This is a genomic window from Myxococcus qinghaiensis (assembly GCF_024198215.1).
Lineage (GTDB): Bacteria > Myxococcota > Myxococcia > Myxococcales > Myxococcaceae > Myxococcus > Myxococcus qinghaiensis.
The window spans coordinates 537248-553712 of sequence record NZ_JAKCFA010000004.1 but is presented as its reverse complement, the minus strand read 5'-3'; the positions used below and the strand labels follow the sequence as shown (position 1 = coordinate 553712).

General features: G+C 64.2%; 15 protein-coding genes. 9 read left to right on the top strand and 6 right to left on the bottom strand.

Going from position 1 to position 16465, the window contains the following annotated elements:
* Positions 1 to 1244: 1244 nt before the first annotated feature.
* A complete protein-coding gene (locus tag LZ199_RS09930; RefSeq protein ID WP_253993389.1) occupies positions 1245 to 1859 on the bottom strand; it encodes a tyrosine-type recombinase/integrase in 615 nt (204 codons plus the stop codon).
* 129 nt (positions 1860 to 1988) lie between these two features.
* Between LZ199_RS09930 and LZ199_RS09925 the strand changes: the two genes are divergently transcribed.
* The 3 genes from LZ199_RS09925 to LZ199_RS46670 are packed head-to-tail and all read left to right on the top strand — an operon-like array spanning position 1989 to position 3968.
* Entirely contained in the window at positions 1989 to 2522 is a 534-nt protein-coding gene (locus tag LZ199_RS09925; protein ID WP_253993388.1) for a hypothetical protein, read from the top strand.
* A gap of 11 nt (positions 2523 to 2533) precedes the next feature.
* Entirely contained in the window at positions 2534 to 3568 is a 1035-nt protein-coding gene (locus LZ199_RS09920; protein ID WP_253993387.1) for a terminase large subunit domain-containing protein, read from the top strand.
* Complete coding sequence (locus LZ199_RS46670; RefSeq protein ID WP_323389438.1) at positions 3450 to 3968, top strand: phage terminase large subunit family protein; 519 nt, start codon at positions 3450 to 3452, stop codon at positions 3966 to 3968. The genes LZ199_RS09920 and LZ199_RS46670 overlap by 119 nt, the downstream gene beginning before the upstream one ends.
* Positions 3969 to 4132: 164 nt before the next feature.
* Here LZ199_RS46670 and LZ199_RS09910 read toward each other — a convergent pair whose 3' ends face one another.
* On the bottom strand, positions 4133 to 4666 hold the full coding sequence (locus LZ199_RS09910; RefSeq protein WP_253993385.1) for a hypothetical protein: 534 nt from the start codon (positions 4664 to 4666) through the stop codon (positions 4133 to 4135).
* A 287-nt stretch (positions 4667 to 4953) separates the two neighbouring features.
* Complete coding sequence (locus LZ199_RS09905) at positions 4954 to 6801, bottom strand: AAA family ATPase (RefSeq protein ID WP_253993384.1); 1848 nt, start codon at positions 6799 to 6801, stop codon at positions 4954 to 4956.
* 835 nt (positions 6802 to 7636) lie between these two features.
* On the opposite strand from LZ199_RS09905, the gene LZ199_RS09900 reads away from it, so the two are divergent.
* Complete coding sequence (locus LZ199_RS09900; protein WP_253993383.1) at positions 7637 to 8539, top strand: hypothetical protein; 903 nt, start codon at positions 7637 to 7639, stop codon at positions 8537 to 8539.
* 105 nt (positions 8540 to 8644) lie between these two features.
* Here the strand turns inward: LZ199_RS09900 and LZ199_RS09895 are convergent, their stop codons facing one another.
* The 3 genes from LZ199_RS09895 to LZ199_RS09885 form a co-directional block, all read right to left on the bottom strand.
* Entirely contained in the window at positions 8645 to 9088 is a 444-nt protein-coding gene (locus tag LZ199_RS09895; RefSeq protein ID WP_253993382.1) for a hypothetical protein, read from the bottom strand.
* A gap of 182 nt (positions 9089 to 9270) precedes the next feature.
* The gene (locus tag LZ199_RS09890) at positions 9271 to 10203 is read right to left on the bottom strand and encodes a hypothetical protein (RefSeq protein ID WP_253993381.1); all 933 of its coding nucleotides are present in this window, start codon (positions 10201 to 10203) and stop codon (positions 9271 to 9273) included.
* Positions 10204 to 10279: 76 nt separating this feature from the next.
* Entirely contained in the window at positions 10280 to 10537 is a 258-nt protein-coding gene (locus LZ199_RS09885) for a hypothetical protein (protein ID WP_253993380.1), read from the bottom strand.
* A 326-nt stretch (positions 10538 to 10863) separates the two neighbouring features.
* Here LZ199_RS09885 and LZ199_RS46665 point away from each other — a divergent pair, with 326 nt between their 5' ends.
* The 5 genes from LZ199_RS46665 to LZ199_RS09860 all read left to right on the top strand — a co-directional run bounded on the left by LZ199_RS46665 (position 10864) and on the right by LZ199_RS09860 (position 16330).
* Positions 10864 to 11064, top strand: coding sequence for a hypothetical protein (locus tag LZ199_RS46665; RefSeq protein WP_253993379.1), 201 nt, complete (start codon positions 10864 to 10866; stop codon positions 11062 to 11064).
* On the top strand, positions 11061 to 12860 hold the full coding sequence (locus LZ199_RS09875; RefSeq protein WP_253993378.1) for a phage portal protein: 1800 nt from the start codon (positions 11061 to 11063) through the stop codon (positions 12858 to 12860). The genes LZ199_RS46665 and LZ199_RS09875 overlap by 4 nt, the downstream gene beginning before the upstream one ends.
* Complete coding sequence (locus LZ199_RS09870; RefSeq protein ID WP_253993377.1) at positions 12857 to 13138, top strand: hypothetical protein; 282 nt, start codon at positions 12857 to 12859, stop codon at positions 13136 to 13138. The genes LZ199_RS09875 and LZ199_RS09870 overlap by 4 nt, the downstream gene beginning before the upstream one ends.
* On the top strand, positions 13119 to 14198 hold the full coding sequence (locus LZ199_RS09865) for a head morphogenesis protein (RefSeq protein ID WP_253993376.1): 1080 nt from the start codon (positions 13119 to 13121) through the stop codon (positions 14196 to 14198). The genes LZ199_RS09870 and LZ199_RS09865 overlap by 20 nt, the downstream gene beginning before the upstream one ends.
* A 1469-nt stretch (positions 14199 to 15667) precedes the next feature.
* Complete coding sequence (locus LZ199_RS09860; protein ID WP_253993375.1) at positions 15668 to 16330, top strand: hypothetical protein; 663 nt, start codon at positions 15668 to 15670, stop codon at positions 16328 to 16330.
* Positions 16331 to 16465 lie beyond the last annotated feature (135 nt).

The following is a 16465-nucleotide window of genomic DNA, read 5'->3' as shown; positions in this document are numbered from 1 at the left end:
CACAGCCGGTCGAACGCCCCCTCATCCGCAGAGGGCAAATACCCGAATGGACCTCTTCCCACGCGACCGCCTCCTTGAATGCGGTCGCGGCAGTATGATCCTTCTCGCCCTTAACTGATCGGCATTGCGCCTAGATGCACTTTTCCCTCCCCCTCCGGAGGACTCCACGGGGACTTGACGCAGAAGAGTGCATTTAAGGACCGTTGTCCCCTGCGCTTCCCTTCGTCAAGTGCTCCCAGAGAATGATGGCGTTCACTTTCACCGAACCAAGCCCCTGCCTGGCCACGTTTCCCGTGGAGCTCCACCCGGCGCGCGGAAGCACACTCCTGGGGCAGTAGGCTTCGTAGATTCGCGGGGTTAGGGCGGCCGGCCACCAGGTGCTCGAGCACCGCGGTCCGAGTTCGAGCCAGAACTCGCGCCCGGAAGCACACTTCGTCCAGCGGGCCGGACGCCAGCGCGCCGTTCACTTTCCCAGCCCGGAACGCCCTGCTCCACTGCGCCCCGCTGGCCGCCACGTGGCCCACCTGGCACGTGGCCCCGGTTCAGTCCCGCGAGCCAGCACCTCCGCCGCGTGGCGCCCCGTTTGTGCGCGCGTGTCCCCTCGCGCTTCGGGCCGCAGGCCTTTGTCTTCCTCGTGAGCCCCACGAGCCCCCGAGCTGCCCTCGAAGCACCGGCCCTCCGCCCCGCGCGCACTTGGGCGCGCGTGCCGTTACCAGGGCCGAGCCGAATGGCCGAAAATAGGCAAAGGCGGCCATTCGGCGTCACCGCCCCCACGCTGTTTCGCGCGCTTACGAGGCCTCGTGAGGGGCCGAAGCGCCGAGGCCAATGGCCGCTTTCCGCTGGTTGGGCCTCCTGCCGCCCGCCGCCCGGCCCAGCTCCTCCGCAGTCACCTTCACCGCCTGCACCGGCCGGGCGCAACCATGCCTACCGACGACGCCAGCACGCCTACCCCGCCTACCCCTGACGCCAGGGTGGGGGGTGGTGCGATCTTTCGTGCGGGGTGCGCCGCCGGGGCGTGTACCTGGGGCCCTTTCCGAGAGGGTCAGCCCCGAAAAAGTGAACACCCCGCGCCCGTTCATTTGCACCCGGTAAGTGAACGCCTCGCGCTGTTCACTTCCTTCGCCGGTTGCGCCAGGGGCAGCCTGGGCGGACTCCGCGCACAGCCTCCACTCACCGCCTCCGCGCGGCACCCCAGCCCGTCCAGGGGCTCTCGCGGGTGCTCAGCGCGGAGGCGGCACGCCCCATCAGCAGGGCAGGTCCTGCGTCACGCGCACCAGCTCGTCGTCCGAGGGGTGCGTGTAGATGACGGTGGAGTCGATGCTGCGCTGGCGCGCGAAGCGCTGGGTGAGGCGGATGTCCTTTGTCCTCCGGTACACCCCGGTGCACGCGGTGTGGCGCACGGTGTGGAAGTTCAAGTGCCGCTCCAGGCCCGCGCGCTGCTGCCAGACTCCGAAGCCGTGGCGCACCTGCCGCGTGGACAGGCGCAGGCCCAGGCGGCTCAGGAAGAGCGGTGCCTGGGGCCCCACGTCGTGCCCCTGCGAGCGCTTCAGGCGCAACAGCTTCTCGAGCTTCGCGCGAACCGTGTCCGAGAGGACGACCTCTTGGGGGCCCGGACGCCGGCGGCACCCCTTGAAGACGGTCAGCGCCACGTGCCGGCGTGCGCGCCCGCGCTCGTCGAAGATGTCGCCGATGTTGAGGGCCACCAGCTCGTGCTCTCGCAGGCCCGAGGCCAGCGCGAGGCTGTAGAGGCAGTGGTCCCTGAATCCATCCCGGTGCAACCCCGTTGTGCGCAAGAGCAGCGCCACCTCCTTCTCGGTGAGGGTGCGGGGGGCGCGCGCGACAGCAGCATAGGCAGACATGGCGACTCCTTCGTGAAGAGGACGCGGCCATGCACGCTCTGTAGTCCCAACAAGACAAGTCATTAACCCCGCTGCGCATTCTTGAGCCGGGCCCCGCGCGGCCTCGGCCTTCCCCCGAGAGGAGTCGCTGTGCATCCGCTGGCCCATTTCAACTTCGAGGCACACCGCAAGACGGGCAGCCACACGGCGTCAGGTGCTCCGTCACCACAGCCACGCCTGGCCCCCGTCTCACCGCTCCAGGACTTGGTGCTGGCCCACCTGGACGTGGCCAGGACGCTCGTCTCCTTCATCCCGGGCCTCAAGCCGGAGCTGGCAGCGGCCCACGCGCTCGACGCCATCCAAACGGACACCGGGTTGTCGATGGAGCCTCACCGCAAGGGGCTGTCGACCGCTGCGCCACCCGCGTGGCTCAACGCCATGCAGCTCGGCCAGAGAGTGGGGCTGTCCGCCCCGAAGATGAACCTTCGCCTGGAGGCATGCGGCCTCCAGCGGCAAGCCGCGAGTGGCGAGTGGGAACTTACGGACGCGGGCTGGGAGTACGCCGAGGCTGTTCCCCTCAGCCCCCATGACCATTCCGCCTGCGAGCTTCTCTGGCGCTCCGAGGTGCTCGGCGTCCTGGAGGATGCCGCACGTTCCTCGTCCATCACCGTCGGTCTCGGCTGAAGGAGGACACCGTGACGCTCAGCATCGTCAAGCGCACCGAGGACGACCTCACCCAGTGGCTCGCCACCGAGTCGGGATTCATCTCCGGCCTGTGCCACTACGACAATGAGCCGGTGGTGCTGGAGCCCTACCAGCAGGCTCTGCTCGACAACCGCTCCCGCTTCCGCTGGGTGGCGAAGAGCCGCCAGGTGGGCTTCTCGTTCCTCTTCGCGTTGGAAGCCCTCGCGCGCTGCCACCTGCGTGACGGCCACACGGCGGTGTTCGTCTCGTACAACTTGAGCGACGCCGTGGAGAAGGTGCTCATCGCCCGGCAGGTGTACGAGGAGCTTCCGACCGCATTCCAAAAGAAGCTCGTCACCGACGCGAAGACGGAGTTGGCATTCGAGTCCAACGCCAAGGGCCGCCGCCTCTCGCGCATCATCTCCGTGCCCTCGAAGCCACCACGCGGCAAGCGCGGCGACGCGTACCTCGACGAGTTGGCGCACTACGTGAACGACCGCGAGGTCTACACCGGCAGCACCGCACTCATCCTTCGCTCCCATGGGCAGCTCACAGGCTGCAGCACCCCGCTGGGCCGGCGCGGCATCTTCTGGGAAATTGCCTCGCAGGAGCTGCGCAAGTACCCGCACCACACGCGCCAGCAGGTGCCCTGGTGGCTGTGCCGCTTCTTCTCCCTCGACGTGCGGCGCGCTGCGGTGGAAGCCCCACTCATGTCCACCGAGGAGCGCGTCGTTCGCTTCGGGCGCCCCGTCCTCGTCGAGCAATTCGACTCGCTCCCCTTGGAGGACTTCCAGCAGGAGTTCGAATGCCTTTTACGTCGACGAGTCCTACAGCTTCCTGCCCTACGAGCTCATCCTCCCGTGCACCACCGACGAGCTGTCGCTGGCCCAGGATGGGTCCGACGTGCCCGTACCCCAGGGCCGCCTGGTGGCGGGCTTCGACGTGGGCCGCACGAGAGACCGCTCGGAGCTGGCCGTCTTCGAGGAGGTGGAGGGCCGCTTCACGTGCCGCATGCTACGCAGCTTCGAGGGTGTGCCCTTCGCTGAGCAGGAGGCCCACCTCCGCAGACTCCTCTCCGTCCTGCCCGTGGCGCGCCTCTCCGTTGACCGCAGCGGCATCGGCATGAACCTCGCCGAGAACCTCGCCCGCGACTTCCCCCAGGTGGTGGAGGAGAACTTCACCAACGAGGCCAAGGAGCGCTGGGCCACCGACTTCAAGATTCTGCTCCAGCGCCGCGATGTCACGCTGCCGCGCCAGCGTGAGCTTGTCGGGCAGATTCACTCCATCAAGCGCCGCGTACTGCCTTCGGGGAAGGTGTCCTTCGACGCCGAGCGCACGAACCGCGGGCACGCCGACAAGTTCTGGGCCGTCGCCCTGGCGTGCCAGCGCGAGCGGGGGCCCGAGCGACGAGGCACCGGTGAGATTGGTGTGCGGGTGCTGGGGTAAACCCGATGCCCTAGGTTCACCCCTTTACTCGATGCTCACAACGTCCTGGCCAATCCGCGCCAACAGTCTCAATGGCGCACACCTCAACACAACACTCACAACAGACACACCCCAACCAAACACAAGCTCAACCAAAACCACAACTCCACCACCCGCAAATCACTCTACTTTCCCGCTTCAGCAGTCTTCGCCGCCAAATAGGCAACGGCTCCAGCATCAGCCAAAACCCCACGATAGAACCCAGTCGTCCAGCTATTAAGACCAGTCGTCCCCTCAGCGTAAGCCAGATTCCCCTTGATCAGACCTAGAACATCAATCTGCCCTGCCGCGGCCATTCCTTTCGACTGCGCAGCCAAAGCCGCCGGAAGTCGCACCCACAGATTGCCAACAAACTTCTCAAACGCACCGCCCAACAATGTCCCCACATGAAACCGAACAATCTCCAGCTCATTTCCCGACAACCCGCTAGCCGGAACCGCCCGAATGCGAGCTGCGTCATATGGCGAAGTAATCTCAACGGACAAAATCGGCTTAGCGCTGATCGAATCAAAATAAGGATGAATGAACCGCGCGGGCGCCAGAGGACCAACAAAGACGGTCCCCTTCTCATCTGAATTGCAATGCGCACAAGCAGGGACCAAGTTTAATGAATAGATCGAAAACTCAGGATATTCATCCTTGGGCAGGTAGTGATCCACCGAGCCCGTACTATGCGAACCGCAAACGGGACAACTTCCCGCAAAGGGATAGTTGCGAATGCGCTTTATGTGCCCACCTTTCCTGCGACTACCATACAATTCTCGCATCGCCTCCCGCACGTCGTCCGGCAGAGGCACAGGCTTAACCTTCCATGGATCTCCGCCAGAAGCGCGATACACATCAAGTGCATTAGACCAAACGCCTTGATGAACCACCCACGAAGGCCGCTTCAAGCAGACGTCATCAACCGCAGTCAAATCATCATATGCCAACGGAGTAAGAGGCCTCACTGCGGCTCCCTCCCTTCCAACACTCGACGAATATACATCAGGCTCTCCGGATTCAGTTCCGAGCCATGCTTCTCCAGCACGGATTCAATACTCGCCTCTTCCCCCAACCAGCGCTTCAATAGAATCTCATGAAGGTGCTCAATCTCCGCATCCCCAAAAACAAACTGCGAAATAGAATCAATGCTTGCACCAAACGTCTGAAGATGAGGCCTCGAAACGTCAAGCACCCCAGCCTCATCCCTCAACACCAGAACCCGAGACCGAGAAACCTCCCGAACAACATACGCCGAATGCGTAACAATAATCGCACAGGACTTCGTTGCCTCCAACACGACATGCAATATCTCCATGAATCGCGAGATATAATTTGGATGCAAGTGCGTCTCAGGCTCGTCCATGACCAACAGGCTCGCCGACCGAATCGACCCAATCACCTGGACCGCAAAACGCAACATCGCCACCTGCCCACTACTCAATCGCCGCAGCTTACCGTCATCATCCATGACAACCGGAGGCCGCCGCCAATCAATATGCGACACCGTCGTCACCGTTCGCTGCTCCCCGGAAATCGCAGTAAGCGAGGCATACCGCACGCCATCGACCGAAGCACTCCACACCAGTCCCGATGGAGCGTTCGCATCAAACGGCAGGTAAATGTTCCCAAAATCAATGTGCGACTCAAGTGCTTTTCGCAACAAATCAGAGCGCGTCAACTGCCCATCTGCACTATCCACAGTCCCAAACACATCCTCGCTGCGGATAGTATCTGCAAGAGCAGCAGTGAGCGGATCAAGTGGCCTTTCCGGCACCCTGTCTTCGCGAGCAATTAGCGAAAAGTAGCTATAATCAATCCCGCCCACCCATGGTGCAATCGACTCAGGATAGAGATCGGACGTCACCGACGAGAAGACCATCAAACCATTAAAAACAGGCGCAGGCTCAACCACTGCGACAGCAACCGCTCCTGGCACCAAGTCCGCAGCATCAAAGCGAACCATCGCCTTGACTAGCGCCAACATACACTGCGTCTTCCCGACACCATTCTTCCCAATCACAACCGCAATCCTATTGCGCAACAACTCTTCTTTACCGAATTCAAACTCAATTTCGTACCCCCCCTTTCTCCACGGAAAATCAATCGTCGCCGAAAAACTCACCGCAGAGTCGTCGACAGGCGCAGGCGGATCCTGACGCAAGTGCCGCCTCCCCCAGCGCCAGGCAGTGAATGCAGCCCCTTGGCGCAACGCCCCCAAATGAAATTCCCGAGAATGAGCAAGTTTCACTCCCTGCGGCGCCTCACTCATCTCGCCCAAAACAACCGCATCCTTCACCTGCGCAAGACCATACACTGCCTCCTGCAAATCCAGCACATCAACCAACCGCCTATAATAATCCTCATCCATGAGGATTGAACAAAACGCTTCCTCGACGGCGTCACAGGCTATTGGGCTTCCCTTTTTCTGAAAAAGCGACTCCAGGTGGCTCATCGTGTCGCTGACCCCATCAAACATGAGCCTCATTGGGGCATCGAACGTCATAATGTTCGAATCAGCCGAGACCACATGAAGTCGGACAAAGAATTTATATGAAAAGTCGTTCCATCCTCTGTCCCGTTCGGGGATTACAACAAGACACGGCTTAGGTAGGTCAGACACATCCCGCCAATTCCGAGCAAAATACGCACGCACAGATCCAGCAGTTGCATTCAACATAGACACCAGTCCTCCCTGCAGCCCATAAAAAGCATGCCCCACTTGCCCCCCCATAAGGCAAGGAACCTCAGCCCCCACAGCACGGCTCTCCCATGTAGAGTGTAGAGCCTCAGGCTCGACGTAGTAAATCATGCTGTGGGCAACTCGGTCAGCTGGCGGAGTAGCCTCGACGACCGCCATCGGCTGGAGCGAATCTCAAGGGAGGAAACTCGGTTTTCAGGTCGGCCAGACCCTCGAATGACTGCGCTATTTCGAGCAGTCAGTTTGCACCCACCCTCATCCTCGCCCCCAGCAACAAGGCACCGTCGCGTGGGTAGTGACGAAGACGGGTACATCATGCTGTTGTGCGTGGCTGTTGGGCTCGTAATGAGGTGAATATGACGGCTCCACTTCGGGCGCTGAGCGTCGCCAATGGGGTACGGGAAGGCACCTCTCCCGGTGCGCTCTTGGCTCGCGATGGTCGTCCAGATGCCTTGGAGCGATTCCGCCGCAGTTACGCCCCTACGCAGGAGCAACCCAACACCACCCCCTTCCTCCTGGAAGGCCACTGAAATGCAGAAGCAGTGAGTTTTCATCACCCCTAAAGGCACCGACGCCTTAGACACGCCAGCCTCACATGCAAACAACCCGTCACACCATCAACACCCAAGTCGACCTCAATAGGTTCCTCAACAAGGCCTTCACATTCCCTGTCGGTATCGACGACTCCGGTCCCCTACCACCACGCAACAAGCACTACGCTCCATTAAGAGCCACCATTCGCCAAGGATTCACGATAACCGCGCGAGAGCTACTTCATGCAATCGGATGCAAGTCGACAGCGCTGCCCTCCAATAACGTCAACGAGTGCATCAACTCTGCCTACCCGTTCTTCCATCTCCTAGACTTCAGCGGCTCAGAACTTCGCTTTCAACGAACCCTGGACTCAGACATTCAGACGGCCCGGAGCCAGGAAATTGGAATAGGAATGATGTGCCTCTTCGCATCGAGGCTCTGGAACATCCCCTGGGATCAACTGGAATCAATCCCGGCCCCTGGAAAACGATTCGACTACAGAGGATCAAACAACTCGATCCGAGGAATCTTTGAGGCCAAGGGCACGAAATACAGCAGAAACCAGGGCGCCCACATTAAGCATGGCGTAGAGAAAAAGGCCGAACATCACAAACGAGGAGAGCGCTATGACGTTGAACTCATCGTAAGCACTTGCGTGGCGGCAAAAGAGGGGCGTTCCCGAATCATGGTCGCTGATCCCGAATTCGATTTCGGCGAATTGGCCTTCGGCCCCGACTCTTCTTACTTTTTTCGGCTCAGACATTATGCGCGCGTCCTCCACTACGCAGGACTCACGCCACTTGCCCGAAACATCTACGAAGAAGCAGTCGAAATGCTGCGGCCTTCACTTAGGCTCTATAACCGGCTTCAAATATCCCCTGCCACGCGATTCAGCTCCAGACAGAACATACAACTCAGTCAGGTCCGAGCAGGAAAACGGGACTATCTAGGGAAATGGATTGACTACCAAATCCCCCCAGACGACCCGGAATCCAGCTTCAGCATCAAGCCGCGCAAAGCAGCAAAGCTCCTGTCTGTTTTCCCTAAGAAACTCCAACTCTTTCAGGGAATCGATCTGGACATATTCGAGTCAATCCAGAGTGGCCGAATCTCGAAGCTGACGGTCGACTCCGCCCCCTCAACCCCCTCACATGAAGTGATTGCTCCCGGTGAAGAGATTGCTCCCGGCATCCAGGCTTCCATCTTTCCCGACGGCTCAATAATGGCTGCATCCGTTTCAGGTGCAGGGAACTCCAAATCCCCAGACATTACCGCTTGGCACAGCAGGAAAGAGGCGAGAAATCGCATCCGCTAACTTCTCAGGAGCCCTCGGGGCAGGACGTCTCACAGGGCCCCTTTCCGCGGAGGAACAGCCGCTTCGAGCATTGAGCGGCTGTTCGAGGTTGGCGTCCACCTCAACTCACAACTCCAGCAATGCCTTCCCCGTCAGACCGATGAGAGCTTCCTCGAACGCGCGTCCCTCTCCCGGCGGAGGCAACATCTGTTGATCGAGGGAAAACCAAACTGCCTGGGCGAACTCACTCAGCAGCAGCACGTGCGCGTTCGGCACTTCACTCGTCGCCGCAACCCTGGTGCGATACGGGTTTCCAGCAGAGTCTCGGTACGCAAGAACAATTTCCATCTTCTGCGGAGGCGACTCTCGCGACTGAAAAATCAACACCGGAAGGTGATGCGAGAGCACGTCGCGTAACTTGGAGGTCGACGTCCGCACAAAGGGGAACGCTGCCTCGATGCTCTCAATGGGGCCACCCCACCCCAGCGTGCGGACATCCGCTATCGCCTTCCACTTGCTTTGGATTGCGCTCTTGGCGCGAACGCGTGCCTCACGAAATTGCTCTTCCATCGCAGCCTCCCCACTCCGTTCGTATGCGACTGCTCCCAACGGGAACGAGCCTAACATCGAGGCCTCGTGAGCACTCAGTCAGGCGCAGACGCGGGTACTCTTCGCGCATGCAGCGAATCACGGTCTGCGGGTAGCAGCCGATCACGCGCGGCTGCCGGCCCCAGACTTCTTCGCCCCCAAACCTACCGAGCCTTGACCTTCAGCCAGGCCTGCCGCCGGAAGGGGTACGTCGAGCAGAGGCGGCGCCACGTCCACACCTCGCTCCGCGTCCACCAGTCCACAGGCACCTGGAGGCCGACGTCCCGCAGGTTGCCGAGGCCACGGTAGCCGACGCCGTCGAGCCCGAAGCCAGCGTTTGACTCCAGCACCAGCACCTTGTCCGTCAGAACGTGGTGGTCCAGGACGAGGAAGGTGTGCCCCGAGCCCCACTGGCTGCGCCACCCCTGGATGAGTGTCCAGGGATGAGGTGGCACATCCGCCGACGGCGCCGCCAGGGCCATGCCTGACTCGACGGCCGCCGTCACGGGAGAGAAGTAGTCCTGGGTGGAGCCGATCATCATCTGTCGGTGGCGACGCGCGTCCCACGAGAGAGCCGCGCCGTGCGCCTCGGAGAAGGCCTTCACCAGCAGGGCCTCGACGAAGGTGCAGCAGTTGTTCAACCGGGGCGGCGCCAGCGGGACACGGACGCCCGGGAGCGTCCATGGGTAGTACGCCCGACTCACGTCGTACCTGTAGTCGCGGAACGCTCCCAGGAGCGCGATGAGCCGCGCCTCCGGGACAGCCAGCGGCTCGTTGTCGAACGACAGCCGGGCCATGGCAGGCGCGCACTCCTGGGAGGCGAATGTCGCGTAGCGCTGGGCGCGCCAGCGTGTGCACACCCAGGTGTCGAGCGCGCTCAGTTTCGGCACCAGCAGCCGGGCGTAGTCGGTGTCGGGCGTGGGATAGCGAGCCTTCTCCTCGAGCACGAGGTAGTCGCCCGCTTCGACGTAACCTCCAGGCTGCGTGCGCGTGTCCGGCAGCGCGAAGCCACGCAGGCGAGCAGGCAGTCTCGCAACGCGGTAGGTATCCACGGTGGTCTCCTCCACGTTGAAGAGAGGCTTCAACGTGTTCGCCATGGACGGCAAGACTGAGCCCGTCCTGCCATGAGGAGCGGGGTTCGTGCGGCCCCTCTTCACGCGGGCGCAGCGCGCGTCAGGGCATCCAGTCCGCGTCGGGCGCATCATCGTCGTCGGCGCGCCACGCCCCACAGTGGATGCAGAACACCCATCCCTTGTAGCCAGCCTGGGCAGCAGGGTGCTCGGGGTACTCCTCGGCCGTCACGAGGTAGTCGCTCGGATGGTGTGCCTCGTCCTCTCGCTCGGAGCACGGACATGGGCACGTCGTCACGTCGTCCGTCGTGGCGGCAACGTCACCGGCGGGCGCAATGCCGCGCGCGTCCTCTTCTCGCATCAAACACTCCGGGTTTGGATTCATCAGCAGCCCTCCCAATCGTCTCTGTGACTCTCGGCAGCGCAGGTGCCTTCACGCATGCGCTTCGGCTCGTGCGCGGGCTCCCGCGTCAGCCGCACGTGTTGCCAATAGCGCTCTGTCCTCCGACTAAGGCAACTCATTGATGCGCATGCCCTGAGCGGAAAAGCGCGCTCCCGATGTCCCCGAAATTGGGCCCGAGGCCTTTGTCCTCGTTGGAGGTGAGGCGCGCGGCCCCCAACGCCCTCTCACGACGAGGGCACCCCTCCCACCGTGCGCCTTGCCTCCACTTGGTCCGGGAGGCCCGTGTGCAGAGCGTCGTCAGAGTCTTCGTCCTTGCCTCCTCCTCGGGCGCGCCACACCCCGGGCAGGAATTCACAGTCGAGGCCTCCAGCCACGACGGGCTGCTGGAGGCCGTCCACGCCGAGCTGGCGGCCCGCGGCCACCGCGTGCGCGCCGTCTCGCACACCCCTACGGGACTCCTGGCTTACGTGGAGGACCGGTCGTGACGGTGCCCGCCGAGGTCCACCAGGCCGAGGAGCGACTCCAAGCCATCCTCAAGGCGGTGGTCGTGGGAGCCCGTGTCGACGACCCCGCCAGTCGCCCCGGGGGCGAGGAGTCCTTGGCCTTCTCCGACGCGGGTGCGCTCCAGCCCCCGTATGAGCCCGAGGCCCTCTGCCTCCTCGTCGAGCACTCCAACTCCTTGAGACAAAATGTCGACGCCTACGCCGTCAACATCGACGGCTTTGGCTACCGCTTCGAGCCCTTCATCGACTTCGACGCCGACGGGGCCTGGGAGAAGGTGGCCGACGCCATGGCCTTGGAGCGCCTGGCCGCGCGTGACGCGGGCACGCTGCCGCCAGGGACGCCTCTGCGCCCAACGGACGAGGAAGTCACCACCCACGCCGAGGAGGTGCGGCAGCAGGCCCGAGTCGAGAAGGCTCGCCTGGAGTCCTTCTTCGACTTCTGCTGCTTCGACGGCAGCTTCGTCGAACTGCGCCGTCGCACCCGGCACGACGTGGAGGTGACGGGCAACGCCTATTGGGAGGTGCTGCGCGACGGCAAGGGCGACATCGCCCGCTTCGTCTACGTCCCCTCGTACACGGTGCGGCTCCTCCCCTTGGACAAGGAGGCCGTCGAGGTGCGCGAGCGCGTCCGCATCTCCGCCGTCAGCTTCGACACCGTCACCACCCGTCGGCGCCTGCGCCGCTACATCCAGGTGCAGGGCAGCGAGCGGGTGTACTTCAAGTCCTTCGGGGACTCGCGCGTTGTCTCCCGCCTCACCGGCCGCGTCTTCCCGGACGTCTCCGCACTCAAGGCGGCGGACGCCTCGGACGGCCCCGCCACGGAGCTCATCCACTTCGCCATCCACTCGCCGCGCTCGCCCTACGGCATCCCCCGCTGGGTGGGCACCCTGCTGTCCGTCCTCGGCTCCCGGCAGATGGAGGAGGTCAACTACCTCTACTTCAACAACAAGAGCGTTCCCCCTCTGGCGCTGCTCGTCTCCGGAGGGCGGCTCTCCGACGCCTCGGTGCCGCGCATCGAGCGCTTCATCGAGGAGAACCTGAAGGGGAAGGCGAACTTTCATAAAATCCTCATCCTCGAGGCGGACGGCGCCGGCACCGGCGACGGAGGCCGCGCGAAGATTGAGCTGCGCCCCCTGACGGACGCCCAGCAGCAGGACGCCCTCTTCCAACAGTACGACCAGCGCAACATCGACAAGGTGGGCAGCGCCTTCCGCCTGCCGCCGCTGCTGCGCGGCGACGGCCGTGACTTCAACCGCTCAGTGGCCGAGGCCCAGCTGCGCTTCGCCGAGGACCAGGTGTTTCAGCCCGAGCGCGACGAGTTCGACTTCCTCCTCAACCGCAAGGTGCTTGCGGACATGGGCGTGCGCTTCTGGCGCTTCCGCAGCCAGACGACGGCCACCCGAGACCCGGAGCGCATGACGGAGATGGTGGAGCGCTTGGTGCGCGTGGGTGTGCTGACTCCCGAGGAGGGCCGCCACCTGGCCGGCGACATCTTCCACCGCGAGTTCCGCAAGATTGCGGACGACTGGGTGAAGCGCCCCCTCACCCTCACGCTGGCGGGCATTCAGACGGGCGTCGAAGACTTGAAGCCCCAGAAGGACAAGGGCTCACTGCTGGGCGAGGCGAAACGCCTCTTGGGGCTGCGAGAAGAGCTTCGGGCCGAGGAGGAGCGCCTGGCCCAGGGACGCCTGGCGCTGGCCCGCCGGTACATGGACACCGAGCACGCCCCCGTCCCCCGCGAGGAGTTCGACACCTGGTTCTCGGGGCAACCCACGTGACGCCCGAGAAGATTCAGCGCGCGTGGGTGCTCCAGGCCCAAGCCGACGCCGAGCGCGGTGTCCTGGAGTGCCGCATGTGTCGAAGGCGCGGTCCCCTGGAGGAGACGACGACGCTGTGGCGCAACGGCCTCCTCGTCTTCGCGCTGTGTGACAGGTGCGCGGCCAGCCACGACGTCGTCTTCTCCCCCACCCCGGCAGGAGTCGAAGTGCGCGCCAGGCGCCGCAGCGCCGTGGAGCTGGTGACGCAGGAGCCCCCCCGTGTGCACGGCCCCCGCTGACAGCCTGCTCCTTCTGCATGAGGCACGTGAGGTAGCGGACGCCCTGCTGGGGGACGTCCTCCGGCTGCCGGTGGCCAAGGCCCTCGACGTCGGCACCGCCGCCGGCATGGACCGCGCCGTGGCCCTGCTTGCCGCGCGCCTTCGCCGCGCCGTCGGGCGCGCGGACGTGGACGCCATGCGAGAGGCGGTGGCCGTCCTCGACGTGGACTGGAGGAAGACGACGGCGGCCCAGCGCAGGCGCCTCGTCGCCCAGTCCCTGGAGGCCGTGGGCCGGCGGACAGCAGTCATCCCTTCCCGCATCCAGGCGCCCCTCGGCGACGCAGCCGAGGAGGTGGTGGCGTCCACCCGCAGCCACGCCCGGCGCGAGCAGGGCCTCGCCCTCGCCGCCCAATTCAACGCCATGGACAGGCGCATCGCCCAGCACATCGTCCGCACCCAGGGCAACTTCGTCCGGGACGAGTACGGGCGCCGGCTGGACGCATTCGGCCATGAGGCCCGGCGCCTGGTGGCCGAGGGGCTGGAGGCCGGCCTCGGCAGGAGCGATATCGCCGAGTCCCTGGAGAGGGCCGCACGCGGCGCCCTCATCGAGCGGGCCCCCTTCTACTGGGAGGTGGTGGCGAGCCACTTCGTCAGCCAGGGACGCTCCTTCGCCCAGGTGAGCAGCTACGCGGAGGCCGGCGTGCGCAGCTACCGCATCGAGGCCGTCCTCGACGAGGCCACCACCCAGGCGTGCCGCTTCCTCCATGGGAAGACATTCTCAGTGGCGGATGCCCTCAAGCGCTTCGAGCGCGTCGAGTCGCTCGAGCGGCCAGAGGACGTGAAGCAGGAACTGCCCTGGGTGAGGGAGCGCCTCGACGCGGACACCGGGCGTGCCCTCCTCTACGTCAACCGAGGCGGCCAACAGACGCGCCTGGCCGAGGTGCTCCGCTCCGCCGCTGGCACCCGCGACGACGTCGGCGAGTTCCGCGCGCTCGCTTCGGACAGGCAGCTCGCGGACGCGGGCGTGGGCTTCCCGCCGTACCACGGCCTCTGTCGCACGACGACGCTCGCCGTCATGTGAGAGCCACCCTCCTCGGCCTTTTCGGTGAGGCCTCGACGGGGGGGAGGAGTACGCGGCGCAGGTGGCTCGACAGCGGGCGATTGCGACTCGCTTCCGCTGCGCCCTCAAGTTGGGCCGCCTCCTGACTCGCCAACTCCTACCTCAGCGCCATCCAGAAACAGCCGCCCCCGTCCCGAGGCGCGGACAGGTACTTCGGTGCACAGCCGCCGTGCCTTGAGAGGTCATCCACCGTCTGGAGCACCGGCACACCCCCTGCACAAGGCGAGCGGACTCGCGCGAATCCCATTCCCCACCACGCCCATGTCCCGCTCCGTCCTTCTTCTCCTCCTCATCTGCGCTTCGCCCCCCGCCTTCGCCAGCTCCCTCCAGTGCAGCCACAGCTCTGGGCCGTGTCATACGAAGGCGGACTGCTGCTCATCGGCGAATGTCTGCTCTCAGGGCACCTGCCGCTCCGCGTATGGCACCACCCTCCACTGCAGCCGCGGCGGTGGCCGCTGTGCCACCTCCGACACGTGCTGTCCAGGCTTCACCTGTGAGGACATCAATACCGACGCATCCTTTCCCACCGGGGTCTGCACGCCGTCCTCGTCATGCATCCCCATGGACTCGCCATGCGGTTCTGGCGGTGCCTGCTGCGACGGACTCGTGTGTCGCGAAGGAACGTGTGTCCACCCCACGCTCGCGGGCCCCCTCACGTGTGGCTCAGCAAAGGACTCGTGTGAGAGAACCACGGAGTGCTGCCTCGGACTCACCTGCTCCGTGGGACGGTGTGCGGAGCCCGTCACCCACTACCGCGACGCTGGAGAGTCCTGCGGGCCGCAGGCCCCGTGCTTCCTCGGCAATACCTGCGTCAGCGGCGTCTGCATCGACAACGGCGCCCTCCGCGCAGCCTCCTCGCGCACACCGACCCCGTCCGAGGCAGGTGCTGACGTCCTCCCACCGCCTCCTCAAGCCAAGCTGCGAGGCGCAGCCGCCATCTGGCGTGACGTCCACTGGGGGGAGGACGCCAAGAAGCAGGAGGCGGCGCGCCTCGAGCAGAAAGAGGACGCACGGAGAGAAGACTCGCGACGCGAAGAAATGAGGCAGGAGGAGCGCCGTCGCCAGCAGCGTGAAGACGACCGGCGCGAGGAGGAGAGGCGTCGCCAGCAGCGCGAGGACGCTCGGCGGGACGATGAACGACGTCGCCAGCAGGCCGATGACGCACGGAGGGAAGAGGCGCGCCGAGCAGCGAGTCGCAATGGCTGGTAGGCGCTGTAGGTAGTGAAGGGGAGCGCTTCGCAACCACCAAGAGTGCGCCTGTCTCTCATCACTTTCGCCGAAGCGTGTTCCCCTGAAGCTCGGCGGTGTCGTCGCGTCACCGCTTGTCGCGATAAGCCATCGGGTGGGGGGCTTGTTCCTCCGCCCGGCGCGCGGTCCCCGGGCGCCCCGGGATACCATCTCCCAAATCTACGGAAGAGCATCCAGGCCTCATGAATTCAGCCATCCAACACCCGTCTCGTCTCACGCCGTCTCTTCAGCGACTCGCCTTTTGGGCTCTCGTCTCACTGCTGCTCACAGGCTGCGGGGAGAAGGACGACAGCCTGAGGTCCACCGTCCGCGTGCGCTATGCCGACGAGTGGATTTCCCTCAACGAGGTGGGACTCACCACTTTCGGTATTCCACCCGGATTGGGTTGGGACCAGGTCCACTTCTGCGGAGACTTCGAGCCCAACGGCGATGGCCGCGAGGACGTTGTCTACGCCTGCATCTCCCTCTTCTACACAACAGGGACGCTCCCCGTGGGGCCTTGGTCCCTGGACATCGCGGGAATTGGCACCCCTCCGAACGGATTTCTCTCGTCGGGGCCAGGAGAGTTCACGCCAGACGAGGGACACTCTCCGCTCATCATCTCAGCGTGGTCATCAATGGGCTGCGAGTCGGACCAGAACTTCCTCCATCCGCCCCAGCGAGTCGCAGGCAAGTTCGTGATGGAGAGCACAACGCCCGACCACCGCAAGGGGTGGCTCGAGTTGACGGCCACCGTCGACGACGCGGCGAGCGTAAGCGCCTGTCAGGCGGATGAGATTGTAGGCCGCCTCGACTTCGACTTTTCCCCCGAGAAACCACGGCAGGTGTACCCGCGTAGCCCCTGAGCGGGCGCACATCCCTGTCTCGGGGAACGCCGTGGGCTCACGAAGCCACGCCCCTCCCAGGAATCCGACATGAGGGAGTCTCGTCGGCAGGCACTTGTGGCCGGCGTGCTACTCGGTGGGCGCTGACTGCCGTGC

Bases quoted from the DNA above. Each gene is read 5' to 3' on its own strand.
- LZ199_RS09905 (WP_253993384.1), bottom strand. From the start codon at position 6,801: ATGATTTACTACGTCGAGCCTGAGGCTCTACACTCTACATGGGAGAGC.
- LZ199_RS09890 (WP_253993381.1), bottom strand. From the start codon at position 10,203: ATGGCGAACACGTTGAAGCCTCTCTTCAACGTGGAGGAGACCACCGTG.
- LZ199_RS09900 (WP_253993383.1), top strand. From the start codon at position 7,637: ATGATGTGCCTCTTCGCATCGAGGCTCTGGAACATCCCCTGGGATCAA.
- LZ199_RS09930 (WP_253993389.1), bottom strand. From the start codon at position 1,859: ATGTCTGCCTATGCTGCTGTCGCGCGCGCCCCCCGCACCCTCACCGAG.
- LZ199_RS09885 (WP_253993380.1), bottom strand. From the start codon at position 10,537: ATGCGAGAAGAGGACGCGCGCGGCATTGCGCCCGCCGGTGACGTTGCC.
- LZ199_RS09860 (WP_253993375.1), top strand. From the start codon at position 15,668: ATGAATTCAGCCATCCAACACCCGTCTCGTCTCACGCCGTCTCTTCAG.
- LZ199_RS09895 (WP_253993382.1), bottom strand. From the start codon at position 9,088: ATGGAAGAGCAATTTCGTGAGGCACGCGTTCGCGCCAAGAGCGCAATC.